The sequence below is a fragment of the Streptomyces sp. 17_S59 genome (assembly GCF_056930295.1).
The window spans coordinates 6,110,763-6,125,843 of the sequence record NZ_JBXOWD010000001.1 but is presented as its reverse complement, the minus strand read 5'-3'; the positions used below and the strand labels follow the sequence as shown (position 1 = coordinate 6,125,843).

Genomic DNA, 15,081 nt, shown 5'->3' with positions numbered 1-15,081 from the left:
CAGCGGCCGCCGCGCGGCTGCTGCCGACGAAGGAGGACGCCGGCCGCGCGGCCGCCCGGGAAGGGGTCCTGCGGCTGGTCGGCCAGGCGCACTGGGCCGAGGGCTGGCTCCACGTGCTCACCGGCCGCCGCCCCCGACGGGCGAACAAGGACCACCTGGACAACCTGGCCTGGCTGCTCGGCGAGATCCTGGCCGACTGGTCGCAGGACGCGGCCGAGGCCCACAGCCGGGCGGACGGCCACCGCCCGCCCACCACGGCCGAGCTCACGCGGAGCCTGACCCGGGCGGTGCTCTCCTTGAAGGACGAGCTCGTGCGGGACAGCCCGCTGGCGCCGCTCGCGCGTACCTACAAGGAGCTGCGGCTGCCGGTGGTGCCGGACGGCAAGGGCCGATACGGGCGCCTGGACGTGGTGATCTGGATGCCCGGCGGGCCCGACATCGTGGTGGAGATCGACTCCGCACCGAACCCGGCCTCCGCCCAGAAACTCGCCTTCGCCCGCGACGTCGGCGCCTTCCCGCTGTGGGTGCGCTTCGGCTCCGGCGGCATCGAGAAGATCGACGGCGTGATGGTCCTCGACGTCCGCGACGCCGTACGGGGCGTGCGGGAGGCTGGCAGCCCGTCGGCGCCGTGACGCCGGTTGCCCGGGACGGGGCCGTCACACTCCCGCCCCAGGCACCTGGCAGCGTACGGACGACGCCGGGCGCGGACGGAGGTGAAGGGGGTCTTCTTCCTGGTCGCGACCGGGCCGTCCCCTACCCGGCGAGCGTGTCTGTGCTGGCCAGCGGGCCGATGGCGCTCTGTACCGGCGAGTTCGGTGTAATGCCTTCGCGTAGGGCCTTCCCGGCCCGGCGCGCGCGGTGTGCCGCGACGCGGCAGGCCGGCCGGTCGAAGACGGCGTCGCGGCGGTGTCCGCGGCCTGGGAGGAAGCGGCGGCCGCACACGGGGCAGCGCACGGCGATCGAGTCCGGGCCGTTGAGGATCATGTGCAACCCGATCGCAGCTCCCGCGCCCCACCGGCGCCGGTCGCGTCGTGCCCGGGCGGCACAGGCCGGGCCGCAGTAGAGGGCGTCCGGGCGGGCAGCCGCCCGGATCGGTTCCCGGCACCACCGGCACCGGCGCACTCGACCGGCCATGGCTTCAGCGTACGCCCCGGGCATGGGCGCCAGCCCCGTACGGCCGCGGGCCCCGGTCGCCTCCTCCGGGAGAGGTGGCCGGGGCCCGGTCGGGCTCGGGAGCCGTCAGACTGCCTGGTCGCGCCAGGTGTCGAGAACGGTCTGGACGGCGCTGGAGACCTGGTTCTGCTGGGTGCGGTCGGCCCACAGGTGCGCGTCGTGCTCGGTGAGCGTGACCGTCTCGCCCGTGACGGTGGCGGTGAAGTTGAACTGGCGGGTGGCGCGGCCGCTGCCGGAGCGGTAGTCGAAGTGGCCGAGGTAGCCACCGATGGCCGTGACCGCCAGCCCGGTCTCCTCGGCGACCTCGCGCCGCAGGGCCTCGACGAGGGTCTCACCGGTGTAGACGCCGCCGGAGGGCAGCTCCCACAGCCCGCCGAGGTAGTCGTCGGCCGGACGGTGCAGCAGCAAGACCTTGCCGCCCTCGTCGGCGATGACGGCGCCGACGACGGACTTGGCGATGCCGTCGCGTTCGGCAGCGCGTGCGAGATCGTCGAGCAGAGCGGTGTCGAGGGAACTCACAGAAGGTCCTTCGCATGGGAGGCGACTTTGGCGACGGCCGCGGTGTAGGCGTCGGCGAGGCGGACGTCCTCCTCGCGGTGCCATACCGGCAGCTTGAAGGTGGTGGCGTGCACGTGCCCGGCCGCCGGGAAGTCGCCGACGGCGCAGTCCTGACGGCCAGCGTATCCAGGCAGCAGGGCCCCGGGGGCCTGGAACAGCGGATGAGTGCCCAGGGGGCAGGTCGAGCCCGGCCGGTCGGCCTCGGTGGCGCCTTCGGCACGTACAGCGTCGAGGAACCGCTCCAAGGCCAGCCCTCCGAGGCCGGCCGGCTCGTAGCGCAGCGGCAGGGCGTACCAGGACGGCCGGGCGGAGACCGGCACGTGCGGCACGTGGATGCCCGGCACGCCGTCCAGGGCGGCGCACATCCGGGCCGCGATCTCCTGACGCCCGGCCAGACGAGCGTCGAGGCGGGTGAGCTGGGAGCGGGCGAGCGCGGCAGCGAGGGGGTGGATGCGCAGTTTGAGGCCCATGCCGGTCACCGCGAAGCGCGCGAGCGGGTGGCCGTTGGGGATCTCGCGGCGGCACCGCTTGTTGTACTGGCCGTGCAGCAGCACGCGGTAGTACAGCTCGGTGTCGTCGGTGGCGACGAACCCGCCCTCGCCGGCCGAGAGGGGCTTGGGTCCGTTGAGGCTGAACGCGGTCGCGGTGCCGAAGGTGCCGGTCATCTGGTGGTTCCAGGTGGCGCCGTGGGCGTGGGATCCGTCCTCCAGCAACATCAGCTCGTGCTCGTCGGCGAAGGACACCAGCGCGTCCATGTCCTCGGGCAGCCCCCACAGGTGTACTGCGACGACGGCCTTCGTCCGGGCGGTCAGCCGCCGCGCGGCGGCGTCGAGGTCGAGCTGGCCGCGGTCGTCGACGTCGGCGAGAACGGGGTGGGCGCCGAGGTGGAAGAGCGGGGTGGCGGTGGCGTGGAAGGTCAGGGCCGGGACGATGACCTCGTCGCCGGGGCCGATCCCGGCGGCCGCGTACATCGAGTGCAGCGCGGCCGTCCCCGTGCACGTGGTCACCACGTGCCGGACGCCGAGGTAGGAGGCGAGCGCGTCCTCCAAGTCGGCGACGATGCCGGAGCGGTCGGGGATCGAGACGCCCGTCTCCAGCTGGGCTGCGACCGCGCGCCGGTCGGCGTCCTCGATCGGCGGCCACGCGAAGTGCGGGCCGGGGGCCGTCACGGCCGGTTCGCCGCCGAGCAGGGCGAGCGGGGAGTCGTTCATGCCAGGAACTCCTTCGGGTCGGCGGGGCGGTTGGTGGTGGCGGAGGCGTAGGCGGCGGCCAGGAACGCGGTGTGCGGCAGGTGCGCGGCCGCTCCGGAGGGGTTGGGGGCTGCGCCGTCCAGGACGCGGCAGAAGCGGTCGATCACGGTGGCGGGCGAGCAGGGCCAGGCCGGCTCGCGCAGCAGCGACTCGACCACCTGCCCGCCGGGGTCGAGGAGGCGGACGGTGCCGCGCTCGACGGCGAGCGTGCCGTGCGGGCCGGTGATGGCCAGACGCTCGCTCTTCGGGCCGGCGGAGCGCGAGACCAGCAGCGAGCCGTACAGGCCGGAGTCGTAGGCGAGGTGGACCAGGGCGGTGTCCTCCGCGTCGTACTCGGCGCCCGGCGCCGCGGCGGTCGAGGTGTCCGCGAGGACACGGTCGGGCAAGCCGAGGTACCAGATCAACAGGTCGATGAGGTGGTAGCCCATGTCCGCCAGGCACCCGCCACCCGCGAGCTTCGCGCGGCCGCGCCAGCCGGCGCCCGGGTCGGGGCAGTGGAAGGTGTACCGGCCCTCGACCAGGTAGGGGGCGCCGATACGCTCCAGCAACTGGAGGGCGGCGGCGTAGACGGGGTGGAAGCGGCGCTGGACGGTGACCATCAGCTCAATCCCCGCCTTGTCGCACAGCGCGGCCAGCTCGGCCGCCTCGTGCGGGTCGGTGGCGAACGGCTTCTCCTTGAGCACGTGCACCCCGGCCTCGGCGCACGCGGCAACGACCTGCTGGCCGGCGTGGTGCGGTACCGCGGCGATGACGAAGTCCGGCCGGGCCTCGGTCAGCAGGCGCTCGACGGTGGTGAAGCCGGGCACCTGGTGCGCGTCGGCCGCGGCGGCGACCCGGTCGGCGTCGACGTCGCAGACCCCGGCGAGCTCGGCGAGGTGGCACTGGGCGAGGCCGGGCAGGTGGTCGCTGCTGGCCTGACCGCCGAGCCCCACCATCGCGGCCCTCTTGGGTGCGTTCATCGCTCACATCCCCTTTCGGATGCGCGGCGGCGGCCCGCCGTCCGGGCCGCCTGCCCTTCGAGGACACCGCGAACGCGAGGCCGGTGGCAGGGGCGTTGCCGTGGGCCGCAACGCCGTTTGCATCCGATGCAAAGCCCCTGCCCGGGCCCGGCGTGTGCGAGTACGGTGTGCGGCGGCGCACTCCCGGCGAGCGGGGGACGGGTATGGACGCGGTCAGAGCACAGCCGGATCCGGTGGCCGGTAGCCCCGGGGAGCTGGTCCGGCAGGCGCGCAAAAAACAGGGGCTGACCCTGGCCCAGCTCGGCGAGCTGGCCGGCTACTCCGCAGCCCAGGTCTCGCGGTACGAGCGCGGCGTCTCGCCGCTGACCGACATCACCGTGCTGCGGCGCTTCGCCGACGCGCTCGGCATCCCGCCGCAGGACCTGGGGCTGACCGCCCCGCCCGAGGTCCGCCATGGGCGCTCGATCGGGCCAACTGTGGCCTACCCGCGGCTGCCACGTCCTAGGGTGGCGGGGACGGCTCGTCGAGGAGACGGGGAGGATCCGGTGCGGCGCAGGAAGTTGCTCGCCAACCTCGCGGTCACGGCCGCCGTGGCCGTCGGCGCCCCCATCCTGCCCGCCGGCAAGACACCCGACGAGGACGCCGCCGTTGGCGAGACCTTGGTAGCGCGCGTGCGGGACGCCATGCTCGGCCTGCACACCGCCACCGCCGTGCCGCCGATGGCGGTCCTGCGCGCCGACCTGGCCCGCGCCTTCACAGACTTCCACGCCTGCGCATACGGGAGCCTGTCCGTTCGGCTGCCCCGGCTGATCTGCGCGGCCCACGCCCGGGCCGGCGGTGAGGGCGCCGAGGACGACGAGCTACTGGCCCACAGCTACCTGCTGGCCACGCGCATGCTGATCAAGCTGGACGAGCAGCAGCTCGGCTGGATGGCCGCCGACCGCGCCCGCCAGGCCGCCGAAGCCACCGGCGAGCCCCTGCTGATCGCCGAGGCCGCACGGCAGCTCGCGGTCCTCGCTCGCAAGGCCGACTGGCACGAGCAGGCACTGAGCATCGCCCTGACGGCCGCCGACCACCCCGCCCTCCGCGGCGGACAGCCGGCACTGGCGGCCCAGCGGGGCCTGCTGATCCAATCCGCCGCCTACACCGCCGCCCGCGTCGGCGACGCGGGCGGGATGCGGGAGCTGACCGGCGAGGCCGCCGCCATCGCCCGGGAGCTCGGCCCAGCCGCCGTACTGCGGGACCACGGCGGAGGGTTCAGCCCCATGACCGTCCAGCTGCACCTGGTCTCCGCCGAGAACTCCGCCGGCGACCCCTCCGCCGCACTCGCCGCGGCCAAGGCGGTGGCACCCGGGAGCCTGCCGAGCACGGAGAGGCGGGCCCGCTACTACACCGACATCGCCACCGCCTTCGCCCGCTCGGGCCGCCGGGACGACTGCATCCGCGCACTCCTGGCCGCCGAACACCATGCCCCCGAGGAAACTCACGCCCGCCCGGCGGTGAAGTCGCTGGTCTCCGGACTGCTGGTCTCCGGGAGAACGACCACCGAGCTACGCGCTCTCGCCGCTCGCGTCGGTGTCCTCGTCTGACGGTTCGCTCACCGTGCAAGAGGAGCCATCATCGCCGTACGGCCCGAAGGGGCCTTCCTCGCCCGGCTTCGCGCCCAGGTGCGGGGCGCCTCCCTTGGCCCGGTGGTAGCCGGGGTTATCTGGGGTTGCCCGGAGGGTTCAGGCATATGAGAGACAAGACTCGTAGGCCCTCATGTCTGGGGGTTCGTGAGGCACGTACGGCACGGTGACATGCAAAACGTTTCGGCCGAAACGTTTGGATCGTCAGGTCGAAGGGTTTTGTTCGAGCCAGCAGGCAACCCGACTCCTCGTCTAAGCAACCACCGTGTTCACGCACGAACCTCGATGCCCAGCCCGGCGAGCAGGCCGCGGACGCGCTGTTCGATCTCGTCCCGGATCGGCCGGACGGCATCGATGCCCTGCCCGGCGGGGTCATCCAGCTTCCAGTCGAAGTACCGCTTGCCGGGGAAGACGGGGCAGGCGTCGCCGCAACCCATGGTGATGACGACGTCGGACGCCTGGACGGCCTCGCGGGTCAGCAGCTTCGGCGTCTGGGCGGAGAGGTCGATGCCGACCTCGCGCATCGCCTCGACCACAGCCGGGTTCACCGTTTCGGCCGGTGCAGAGCCGGCGGAGCGGACCTCGACGCGGTCGCCGCCGAGGTGGGCGAGGAAGGCGGCGCCCATCTGGGAACGTCCGGCGTTGTGGACGCACACGAACAGCACCGACGGCTTGGACTCAGACACGGGCGGAACCTTCCGGAACGGCCGACCGGTCGTCGGCGGGTGAGGGAAAGAAGCGCCGCGCGGCGAGCGCGACGTAGACGAGGCCGATGAGGACGGGGACCTCGATCAGGGGGCCGACGACCCCGGCGAGGGCCTGGCCGCTCGTGGCACCGAAGGTGGCGATGGCGACCGCGATGGCCAGCTCGAAGTTGTTGCCCGCCGCGGTGAACGCCAGCGTCGTCGCCCGCGGGTAGTCCAGCCCGGCGGCCCGGCCGACCGCCATCGACCCGGCCCACATCACGGCGAAGTAGACCAGCAGCGGCAGCGCGATCCGGGCGACGTCGAGCGGCCGGGAGGTGATGGCGTCGCCCTGGAGGGCGAAGAGCACGACGATCGTGAACAGCAGCCCGTAGAGGGCGAACGGGCCGACGCGGGGGATCAGCTTCGTCTCGTACCAGGTGCGGCTCTTGGCCTTCTCGCCCAGGCGGCGGGTGAGGTAGCCGGCGGCGAGCGGGATGCCGAGGAAGATCAGCACGCTGCGGGCGATCTCCCACACCGACACGTCGAGCGCGGTCTGCTCCAGGCCGAGCCAGCCGGGCAGGACGGAGAGGTAGAACCAGCCGAGTCCGGCGAAGGCGATCACCTGGAAGACGCTGTTGAGCGCCACGAGGACGGCGGCGGCTTCGCGGTCGCCGCAGGCGAGGTCGTTCCAGATGATGACCATGGCGATGCAGCGGGCGAGCCCGACGATGATCAGGCCGGTGCGGTAGGCGGGCAGGTCCGGCAGGAACAGCCAGGCCAGGGCGAACATCACCGCGGGGCCGAGCACCCAGTTCAGCAGCAGCGACGGGATGAGGAGGCGGCGGTCGCGGGTGACGGTGTCGAGGCGGTCGTAGCGGACCTTGGCCAGCACCGGGTACATCATCACCAGCAGACCGAGGGCGATCGGCAGCGAGACCCCGGTGACGGTGACCTTCGCCAGCGCGTCCCCCAGCCCGGGGACGAGACGGCCCAGTCCGAGGCCGGCGCCCATCGCGGCGAGGATCCACACGGCCAGGTGGCGGTCGAGGAAGGACAGCCGGGCCGCCACCGGAGCCGTGGCCGGGCCGGTCACGACGGGGCCTCGGCCGGCTCGGGCAGGGGCTGCCCGGCGGGGCGGGTGAGGATCCCGGCGAGCCGGTCGGTCATCTCCGGCAGCAGCCGGTAGTACACCCACGTCCCCCGCCGCTCGGAGGCGATCAGCCCGGCCTCGCGCAGCAGCTTCAGGTGGTGGGAGATCGTCGGCTGCGACAGGTCGAACGCCGGGGTCAGGTCGCACACGCACACCTCGCCACCCGCCCGGGAGGCGATCATCGACAGCAGCCGCAGCCGCACCGGGTCCCCCAGAGCCTTGAAGACCCTCGCCAACTCGGTCGCCTGGTCCTCGGCGAGCGGAGCGGTCAGCAGCCCGGGACAGCAGCCGTCCGGGCCGTCCTGCCCGAGCACCACGAACTCTTGATTCGACATACGTCTATGTTGACGTTCTTCGATCCAAGGCGCAAGCTTGCATCGAAGTCGATCGATACAAGCTGATCGAGGAGATCGCCATGTCCCGAGTCCAGCTCGCCCTCAACGTCGCCGACCTCGACGCGTCGGTGGCCTTCTACTCCAAGCTCTTCGGCGTCGAACCGGCCAAGCGCCGCCCCGGCTACGCGAATTTCGCGATCACCGAGCCCCCGCTCAAGCTCGTCCTCATCGAGGGCGAGCCCGGCCAGGACACCCGCCTGGACCACCTCGGCGTCGAGGTCGAGAGCACCGACCACGTCACGGCCGCCACCGACCGCCTCAAGGACGCCGGCCTGGCCACCTTCGAGGAGAACGACACCTCCTGCTGCTACGCGCTCCAGGACAAGGTCTGGGTCCACGGCCCCGGCCGCGAGTCCTGGGAGGTCTACGTCGTCAAGGCCAACGCCGACACCCTCGGCAAGAGTCCCGTCCGGACCGACGACGCCTGCTGTACGGCCACCCCGGCCGCCCCCGACGACCAGGCCCCCGCCACCCCGAACGCCGCCAGCTGTGCCTGCGGGTAGGTGACACCGAGCACTTGCCTAACGTGCCTTAAATGCTTCTGAGGCTGTGACCTGCAGAAAAGCGTGACAGCCCTAGATAACGCTCGATCACCGTGTGCCTGCTTCGAGCTGGGTGGGGATGCGGCTGGCCCGCAGTTCGCGCAGGTCGGGGATGTGGTTATAGAGGGTGCCCGGGGAGACGCCGAGCATCTTGGCGATCGCGGTGATGGAGTGCTCGGGGTTGGGCAGCAGGTCCCGGGCCATGTTCAGGATCTTCTCGTCGACGACGGTGGGCCGGCCGCCGACCTTGTCACGGGCGCGCGCGGCGGCCAGGCCCTCGCGGGTGCCGGAGACGATGAGTTCGCGGATGAACTCGGCCAGGGCGGCGAAGACGTGGAAGACGAGCCGACCGCCGGGGGTGGTGGTGTCGAGGTTCTCGTGCAGGGAGGTGAAGCCGATCTCGCGGCGGCGGAGCTCGGCCACCATGTTGATCAGGTCCTGGAGGGACCGGCCGTAGCGGTCGAGGGCCGGGACCACCAGGGTGTCGCCAGCGTCGAGGAAGGCGTGGCATGCCTTGAGCTCGGGGCGGAGGTCGTTCTTGCCGGACTTCTTGTCCGCGAAGATCTTCCGGCATCCGGCCGCTTTGAGGGCGTCGATCTGCCGGTCGAGTTTCTGTCCGCCGGTGGACACCCGTGCGTAGCCGATGCGGATCTCGGTGCGGACAGCGGGCTCGGCGGCCAGCAGTTCGAAACCGTCGGCCTCAAGGGGCGTGTTCACGCCCGGGATTCTGTCAGAAAAGGGTGTCCCGAAGTTCTTGAAGCACCCTGGTTTTTGAAGGAGTTTTTGAAGGCCCTGGGGGCCTTCCGGGGCGTCCGCCCGGCGATCTTCATTAAACGTTGGTTTTTTGAAGGATCAGGCGATGCGGATTGATCACGATATCCTGAATTCAGGATTTGTCCCGTCTCACGTGATCCAGTCTCTTTCTCACCATGTCTTGTTGGGTTCGTTGCCGGTCTCACCTGAAGGTGCCCGTACGGGCTGACGTGGGGCGGCGAGTCTCACTGGATCGTGTCTCTCGACCTGGTTTGTCTCGGGTATTCGTGCATGCGGGGCCGTTCTGTCTCACCTGACTTTCGCTCGTGGGGGCGGTTTCCGGCTGTTCCCCTTGCTGCTCCGGCTGCTGGTGTGGCTCTCTCGTGATCACAGCCGGTACGGCGTCGAGGGGGTGTTGCGGTGGTGTTGCCGGAGGGGCCGGAGGGTTTCGAGGTCGAGTACGTCAATGCCGATGGTGTAGGCCGCCGGGTCAAGCTGGCCGAGTGCTGGGCGGAGCCGTTCGGGCGGCTGCTGCCGGTTCGTACGGTGCGGACGTATCCAGGGCAGAAGTCCGTAACGCGCCAGTACTGGGCCGCGACGACGCGGGGGCCACTGCTGGTTGAGTCGCTCCTGGAACGGCACCACGCGATGTTGTTGGACTTTGATCCGCAGGTGACGGGGCTGGCCGCCCAGCCGTTCCGGCTGTTCTGGCCCACTCGCCGTGGCCGGCGTGGGCACGTGCCGGACTTCTTCGCCCGCCGTGCGGACGGGGAGGGCCTGGTGGTCGACGTCCGGCCGGACGACCGGATCGAGCCGGATGACGCGGAAGCATTCGCGGCGACCGCGCGGGCCTGCGAGCTTGCCGGATGGCGGTTTGAGCGGGTTGGGGCAGTGGATGCGGTGCTGCTAGCGAACGTGAAGTGGCTGGCGGGCTACCGGCATCCTCGCTACGACCGGCCGGAGGTGCGGCAGGCCCTGCTGGAGACGTTCGCCGCTCCGAAAGAGCTGTTCGCGGGGGCGAGCCGGGTCGGGGACCGGCTGGCAGTGCTGCCGGTTCTCTATCACCTGCTCTGGCGGCGGATTCTCCATGTCGATCTGGACGAGGTGATGTTGGGGCCTTGCAGTATGGTCCGGCGGGCGGGAGGTGTCCGGTGAGCGTGATCCGGCAGCCGCTCGTAGTCCGGCCCGGCGATCGCGTGCGGTTTGACGGGACAGTGCACACGGTTGTGGGTATCAGCGGGATGCTGGTGCGGCTGGCGGACGAGTTGGGGCAGTCCAGCGCGATGCACCTGCCGACGCTGATGACCTGTCCGGGGTTCGAGGTGGTCGGGTCGGGTCCGGGTCGGCTGCTGCCGGCGGGGTTGCTGGACGGGCTGGAGCCTGGTCTGGCTGAGAAGGCCCTGTGGTGGCACCGGCACATGACCGAGGTGCTGACCGGACTGTCCCCGGATGCTCCGGCGGGCACAGCCCCGCGGCCCGAGTACGACCCGGTCTCGCGGTCGCTGACTGACCGGGAGACTGCCAAGGCTGCTGAGATTTCCGTTGAGTTGGGGCAGCCAGTGAGCCCTCACACGGTTCGGCGGCGCCGTCAGCGTTACCAGAAACGCGGAGTTCTGGGCATGGTCGACGGGCGTCATGCCCCGCGCCGCCCGGCCCGGGGGCAGGTGGACCCCAGGGTCGTGGACGAGCTGCGGAACCTGGTAGGCCGGGCCGCGGACGGCTCGACCCGCACCGTCAGCTACTACTACACCCGCGTGGGCCAGGCGGTGAAGAAGCTGGACGGGCCGCCGGTTGTCATGCCGTCGCGGGCGACCTTCTACCGTCTGTTCAACCGGCTGGAGGCCGGGCGGCATACGACCGGTTCGGCCCGCACCCGCCGTTCTCTCGCCAGCCAGCCCGACAGGGCCTTCGACCAGGTCACGGTCGGCCGACCGGGCGAGCTAATGGAGATCGACTCCACGCCGTTCGATGTGCTGGTGCGTCTGGACAACGGGGTGGTGGACCGGTGCGAGCTGGTCGGCATGGTCGACGTCGCTACCCGGTCGATCACAGCAGCGGTGCTGCGGCCGACCACGAAATCGGTGGACGCCGCCCTGCTGCTGGCCCGCTCGGTGACCCCGGCACCGATGCGGCCGGGCTGGCCAGAAGCCCTGCGGATGGAGCACTCCGCCCTGCCCTACCAGCGGCTTTTGTCCGTGGACGAACGGCTGCGGCACTCGGCCGCGGTCCCGCTGATCATCCCGGAGGCGATCGTGGTGGACGGCGGGAAGGCGTTCTTGTCGAAGAACTTCCACGCCGCCTGCAACGCGTTCGGCACCGAAGTAATCCACGCGCCGCCCCGCACCCCGACCCACAAGCCCCACATCGAGAGAACTCTGGGCTCAGCAGCCTCACTGTTCGCTCAGTTCGTCACCGGCTACACCGGCCGCTCGGCCGAGCACCGGGGGCGGAAGGTCGAGGACGCGCCGTTGTGGTCGCTGCACCAGCTCCAGGAACTCCTCGAAGAGTGGGTCAGCTCGTGCTGGCAGACCAGGGCCCATGACGGGCTGCGCGATCCCCTCGCGCCGCGGCGGACCTTCTCCCCAAACGAGAAGTACGCCGCGCTGGTGGAGACGGCCGGCTACCTGCCGCTCGCGCTCAGCGCAGAGGACTACCTGGAACTGCTGCCGACCCGCTGGCAGGCGGTCAACTCCTACGGCATCAAGGTCAACCACCGCATCTACGACTGCGACGACTTGAACGGACTACGCCGGGTGAAGTCCGGGATCACCGAACGGAAGAACCGGTGGGAGGTCCGCCACGACCCCTACGACATCCGGCTCGTCTGGCTACGTGACCACCGCGAAGGCCATTGGATCACCATTCCCTGGCGGCTGCTGTCGACCACCGCCACCCCCTTCGGCGAGCTCGCCTGGGACCACGAGGTGCGCAACCTGCGCGAGCAGGGTCGCCAGGTCACAGAGGACGCCATCGCCGAGGCAGTCGGTGACCTCCTGGAACGAGCGGGCACCGGCCCCGAGGAACCTCGCCCCGTGAAGCGGGGCCGCCGCGGCCGGAGTCGCAGTCAGAAGGTCGCCGCCCGCACCCGGGCCACAGCCAAGTCCGCCTGGCCCCGTCCCAATACGCCGGAGCCCACCGCCCCACAGGCGGCCGATGCCAGGCCCGGAGCCGATGAGGACGACGAGCTCATTGCGGACGTCGTGCCACTGAAGGTCTTTGACGCCCGTGAGGAGGCGAAGAAGTGGTGGTGAATTTCCCGGAGTTCGGGATGGCTGACGAGCGGCGCCTGCCGACCACGACTCTGGAGGGCTGGCGCCGGTTCGTGAACGCCGACCCACTCACCTTCGACCTGCTGCCCGAGGACAAGTGGCAGGCCATGGAGCCTTCGGCCCGCCATGAGTACGACGAGGCCCGGGTGAACTACCACTCCGAACTCATCGTCGTGGAGACGCCCACGATCCGCGAGGTCACCCACCAGGGCAGGCTGCTGACCCTGGTGAACCGGCGGGAGATCAGCGCCCGCCGCGGCTTGATCATCTCCGGGCCTTGGGCGACGGGCAAATCCACCGCAATCAAGCAGCTCGGACGCACCCACGAGCTGCGAGTACGCCAGCGGTTCCCCGACCATGACCGCATCCCGGTCGTCTACGTCTCCGCACCGCCCAACGGCTCCCCGCGCAAGCTCGCCACCCGCTTCGCGCACTTCCTGGGCCTGCCTCTGAAGTCGCGGCACAACGAGATGGACATCGCCGACACCGTCTGCCAGATCCTCACCGATGCCCGTTGCGACCTGGTCTGCGTCGACGAGATCCACAACATCAACATGGCCACCTCCACCGGCAAGGACATGTCGGACCACCTGAAGTACTTCACGGAGCACATCCCCGCCACGTTCGTCTACGCGGGCATCAACGTCGAGCGCGAGGGCCTGTTCAGCGGGGTCAGGGGCCGGCAGATCGCCGCCCGCTGCGTTATGCGCACGACGGGGAACTTTCCCGACACCGCCGAGTGGCGGTCAATGATCGCCACGATGGAACAGGCTCTCCGCCTGCACCGCCACGCCAACGGGATCCTGCCCAAGCAGGCGAGGTATCTCCACCAGCGCACCGGCGGCAGCATCAGCAGCCTGTCCCACCTCATCCGGGCCGCCGCCATCAGCGCGATCATCGATGGCAGCGAGCGCATCACCCGGCGCCTTCTCGACTCCGTCCCCGTCGACCACAGCAACCAGTCCGACAACCCGGCCCCGACTGACGACGAGGATGACGGGATCGGAGACGCCGCTTGAGCACAACATCGCTGCCCGGCCCGAGGCTGCGGCAGCTGCCCCGCACGATCGAACCGCTGCACCGTGAGACTTCCGGCTCCTACCTGGGACGACTCGCTGCCGCGAACCGCCTCTCCCACCAGGAACTGTCCGCGCACATCAAGGAACCCGACCCCATCCACCCCGGCAAGCTCACCACCTTGCACGCGCTTCACTGCCTGTCCGGACACTCCGTTGACCGGCTCCTGAGAGCTCTTCCCGATCTGCGGACCGAGGAGCTGACCGCCCGTTTCACCGCCCAGGCCCTCAAACCGCTGCCCGACAAAGGGTGGACGACCGAGCTCGTCTGCACCCGCTGCCTGGCTGCCCTGGGCATCACTACCCATGCCTCGCACCATGTCCCGGTCAGCACCAATGTCTGCCTGCGGCATGGACGTTGGATCGGCCGCTACCAGCAACTCGACCTGCACACTGTCCCGGAGGTGATCCGCGCGCAGCGGCACCACTACAACCTTGTCCGCCGCCACGGCCAGCGGGTCGTCGCCTACGCGATGGCCGAAGCCACCGACATCTCATTCCGCTGGTGGGACAGCAGCCGGTTCGACCGGCGGTGGCGTCTGCGCATGACCGCGCTCAGCGGTCCGAAATGGATGGCCTTCAAGGAAGACATCGAGCTCGCCGCCTGCACCTACCCGGACATCGTCGCCCTCGCCGGCCTGTTCGCCTCTCCCCATCTACGCTTCCTGCCCTTCACCGGCAACGACCGGGATCTTCAGCGCTTCATCCGGGAGGTCCGCGTCCGGGCCGCCACCGGCTACACCCTCGAAGCCGTCGGCAAGCGTGATCCACTCGTCCGCTGGATCGAGGAAGAACCCAGCGACCGCAGCCTTCCCTTCTACCCTTGGCGCCCTCCAAGCCGTCCAGATCCTGACCAGGTGAGCACCCCATGACGTCCGCATCCCCGCTGCGGCGGACGCCAACTGCCCCGGCCGTGATCGGCTACGTCCGCGCGGCAGCAGGCCAAAGCCCCGTCCCGCAGATCAACACGCTCATGCGGGCCGGCGTCGCAGAAGAGGACATCTACATCGAGCGCACGAACGGCCACAAAACCGCATGGCCCGAACGGGACCTGCTGCTGCCCCGACTCCGCTCCGGCGACACCATCACGGTCACCCGGCTCGACCGGCTCTTCTACTCCGTTCAGAACCTCATCATCGTGGGCACCGACCTACGAGATCGCGGCATCCGGCTCCGCGCCACGGAGCAGGAAATCGACAGCAACACCCTCGACGGACGAGACTTCTTCGCCATGATGTCCGTCTTCGCCAACCTGCACCGCGAGTTCACACTCGCCGCCACCAACGACGGCCTGGCCGCCGCCCGAGCCCGCGGGAGGACCGGCGGACGGCCCCCACGCCTCACCCCGGAACAGGTCGAACAAGCGCAACAGCTATACGACTCCGGCACCCCGGTTCCCAAGATCGCCCGCACCTTCAAAGCCGCACCCGCCACCATCTACCGCCACATCACACTCAAAGCGCCCCGCCTCACGGAAGGGCGATAGGTCTCAGCGACGTCAGAAAATTGGCCTGGCCTATTTTGAGAAATCGTGAGCGGCACTGTTGGAGGCTGGATAGCGTGTTGGGCATCACACACGACTCGGCCCGGCGACAAGGGGCTCTGGACAAGCGCGTCGCCGGGCCGACCCGATGCGGACCGA

Annotated in this window: 16 protein-coding genes; 8 read left to right on the top strand and 8 right to left on the bottom strand. The window is 70.4% G+C overall.

The features are described 5' to 3' along the window. Positions 1–113 precede the first annotated feature (113 nt). A complete protein-coding gene (locus AC1Z4A_RS27770) occupies positions 114–632 on the top strand; it encodes a hypothetical protein (protein ID WP_483682605.1) in 519 nt (172 codons plus the stop codon). A gap of 121 nt (positions 633–753) precedes the next feature. Here AC1Z4A_RS27770 and AC1Z4A_RS27765 read toward each other — a convergent pair whose 3' ends face one another. The 4 genes from AC1Z4A_RS27765 to AC1Z4A_RS27750 all read right to left on the bottom strand — a co-directional run bounded on the left by AC1Z4A_RS27765 (position 754) and on the right by AC1Z4A_RS27750 (position 3,940). Next, complete coding sequence (locus AC1Z4A_RS27765; RefSeq protein ID WP_483682604.1) at positions 754–1,134, bottom strand: hypothetical protein; 381 nt, start codon at positions 1,132–1,134, stop codon at positions 754–756. Positions 1,135–1,239: 105 nt separating this feature from the next. Then, a complete protein-coding gene (locus AC1Z4A_RS27760) occupies positions 1,240–1,692 on the bottom strand; it encodes an NUDIX hydrolase (protein WP_483682603.1) in 453 nt (150 codons plus the stop codon). Then, positions 1,689–2,942: a DegT/DnrJ/EryC1/StrS family aminotransferase gene (locus tag AC1Z4A_RS27755; protein ID WP_483682602.1), complete on the bottom strand. Its 1,254-nt coding sequence runs from the start codon at positions 2,940–2,942 to the stop codon at positions 1,689–1,691. The genes AC1Z4A_RS27760 and AC1Z4A_RS27755 overlap by 4 nt, the downstream gene beginning before the upstream one ends. After that, complete coding sequence (locus AC1Z4A_RS27750; RefSeq protein ID WP_483682601.1) at positions 2,939–3,940, bottom strand: Gfo/Idh/MocA family protein; 1,002 nt, start codon at positions 3,938–3,940, stop codon at positions 2,939–2,941. Before AC1Z4A_RS27750 ends, AC1Z4A_RS27755 begins: the two co-directional genes overlap by 4 nt. Before the next feature lie 203 nt (positions 3,941–4,143). Between AC1Z4A_RS27750 and AC1Z4A_RS27745 the strand changes: the two genes are divergently transcribed. Further along, positions 4,144–5,529 carry a helix-turn-helix domain-containing protein gene (locus AC1Z4A_RS27745; RefSeq protein ID WP_483682600.1) on the top strand — a complete coding sequence of 462 codons (1,386 nt, stop codon included), beginning with the start codon at positions 4,144–4,146 and terminating at the stop codon, positions 5,527–5,529. Between the two features lie 308 nt (positions 5,530–5,837). Here the strand turns inward: AC1Z4A_RS27745 and AC1Z4A_RS27740 are convergent, their stop codons facing one another. From AC1Z4A_RS27740 to AC1Z4A_RS27730, 3 genes are read right to left on the bottom strand one after another with little or no spacing between them, the layout of a single operon-like run. Continuing rightward, a complete protein-coding gene (locus AC1Z4A_RS27740; RefSeq protein WP_483682599.1) occupies positions 5,838–6,254 on the bottom strand; it encodes an arsenate reductase ArsC in 417 nt (138 codons plus the stop codon). Next, positions 6,247–7,347: an ACR3 family arsenite efflux transporter gene (gene arsB / locus AC1Z4A_RS27735; protein WP_483682598.1), complete on the bottom strand. Its 1,101-nt coding sequence runs from the start codon at positions 7,345–7,347 to the stop codon at positions 6,247–6,249. Before arsB ends, AC1Z4A_RS27740 begins: the two co-directional genes overlap by 8 nt. Continuing rightward, positions 7,344–7,739 (bottom strand): ArsR/SmtB family transcription factor, encoded by a 396-nt coding sequence (locus AC1Z4A_RS27730; RefSeq protein ID WP_483682597.1) that lies wholly within the window; start codon positions 7,737–7,739, stop codon positions 7,344–7,346. The genes arsB and AC1Z4A_RS27730 overlap by 4 nt, the downstream gene beginning before the upstream one ends. An 80-nt stretch (positions 7,740–7,819) precedes the next feature. Between AC1Z4A_RS27730 and AC1Z4A_RS27725 the strand changes: the two genes are divergently transcribed. Then, on the top strand, positions 7,820–8,302 hold the full coding sequence (locus AC1Z4A_RS27725) for an ArsI/CadI family heavy metal resistance metalloenzyme (RefSeq protein WP_483682596.1): 483 nt from the start codon (positions 7,820–7,822) through the stop codon (positions 8,300–8,302). 87 nt (positions 8,303–8,389) lie between these two features. Here the strand turns inward: AC1Z4A_RS27725 and AC1Z4A_RS27720 are convergent, their stop codons facing one another. Beyond that, positions 8,390–9,058, bottom strand: coding sequence for a recombinase family protein (locus AC1Z4A_RS27720; RefSeq protein ID WP_483682595.1), 669 nt, complete (start codon positions 9,056–9,058; stop codon positions 8,390–8,392). Positions 9,059–9,514: 456 nt separating this feature from the next. Between AC1Z4A_RS27720 and AC1Z4A_RS27715 the strand changes: the two genes are divergently transcribed. The 5 genes from AC1Z4A_RS27715 (at position 9,515) to AC1Z4A_RS27695 (ending at position 14,925) form a co-directional block, all read left to right on the top strand. Beyond that, a complete protein-coding gene (locus AC1Z4A_RS27715) occupies positions 9,515–10,249 on the top strand; it encodes a TnsA-like heteromeric transposase endonuclease subunit (RefSeq protein WP_483682594.1) in 735 nt (244 codons plus the stop codon). Between the two features lie 71 nt (positions 10,250–10,320). After that, a complete protein-coding gene (locus tag AC1Z4A_RS27710; protein ID WP_483682593.1) occupies positions 10,321–12,345 on the top strand; it encodes a transposase in 2,025 nt (674 codons plus the stop codon). A 17-nt stretch (positions 12,346–12,362) separates the two neighbouring features. Further along, positions 12,363–13,382 (top strand): ATP-binding protein, encoded by a 1,020-nt coding sequence (locus AC1Z4A_RS27705; protein ID WP_483682592.1) that lies wholly within the window; start codon positions 12,363–12,365, stop codon positions 13,380–13,382. After that, positions 13,379–14,311, top strand: a complete 933-nt coding sequence (locus tag AC1Z4A_RS27700) for a TniQ family protein (RefSeq protein WP_483682591.1) — start codon at positions 13,379–13,381, stop codon at positions 14,309–14,311. Before AC1Z4A_RS27705 ends, AC1Z4A_RS27700 begins: the two co-directional genes overlap by 4 nt. Next, positions 14,308–14,925: a recombinase family protein gene (locus AC1Z4A_RS27695; RefSeq protein WP_483682590.1), complete on the top strand. Its 618-nt coding sequence runs from the start codon at positions 14,308–14,310 to the stop codon at positions 14,923–14,925. Before AC1Z4A_RS27700 ends, AC1Z4A_RS27695 begins: the two co-directional genes overlap by 4 nt. Positions 14,926–15,081 lie beyond the last annotated feature (156 nt).

Coding starts and splice junctions, on each gene's coding strand:
- AC1Z4A_RS27765 (WP_483682604.1), bottom strand. CDS start 1,134: ATGGCCGGTCGAGTGCGCCGGTGCCGGTGGTGCCGGGAACCGATCCGG.
- AC1Z4A_RS27755 (WP_483682602.1), bottom strand. CDS start 2,942: ATGAACGACTCCCCGCTCGCCCTGCTCGGCGGCGAACCGGCCGTGACG.
- AC1Z4A_RS27750 (WP_483682601.1), bottom strand. CDS start 3,940: ATGAACGCACCCAAGAGGGCCGCGATGGTGGGGCTCGGCGGTCAGGCC.
- AC1Z4A_RS27745 (WP_483682600.1), top strand. CDS start 4,144: ATGGACGCGGTCAGAGCACAGCCGGATCCGGTGGCCGGTAGCCCCGGG.
- AC1Z4A_RS27730 (WP_483682597.1), bottom strand. CDS start 7,739: ATGTCGAATCAAGAGTTCGTGGTGCTCGGGCAGGACGGCCCGGACGGC.
- AC1Z4A_RS27725 (WP_483682596.1), top strand. CDS start 7,820: ATGTCCCGAGTCCAGCTCGCCCTCAACGTCGCCGACCTCGACGCGTCG.
- AC1Z4A_RS27705 (WP_483682592.1), top strand. CDS start 12,363: ATGGCTGACGAGCGGCGCCTGCCGACCACGACTCTGGAGGGCTGGCGC.
- AC1Z4A_RS27695 (WP_483682590.1), top strand. CDS start 14,308: ATGACGTCCGCATCCCCGCTGCGGCGGACGCCAACTGCCCCGGCCGTG.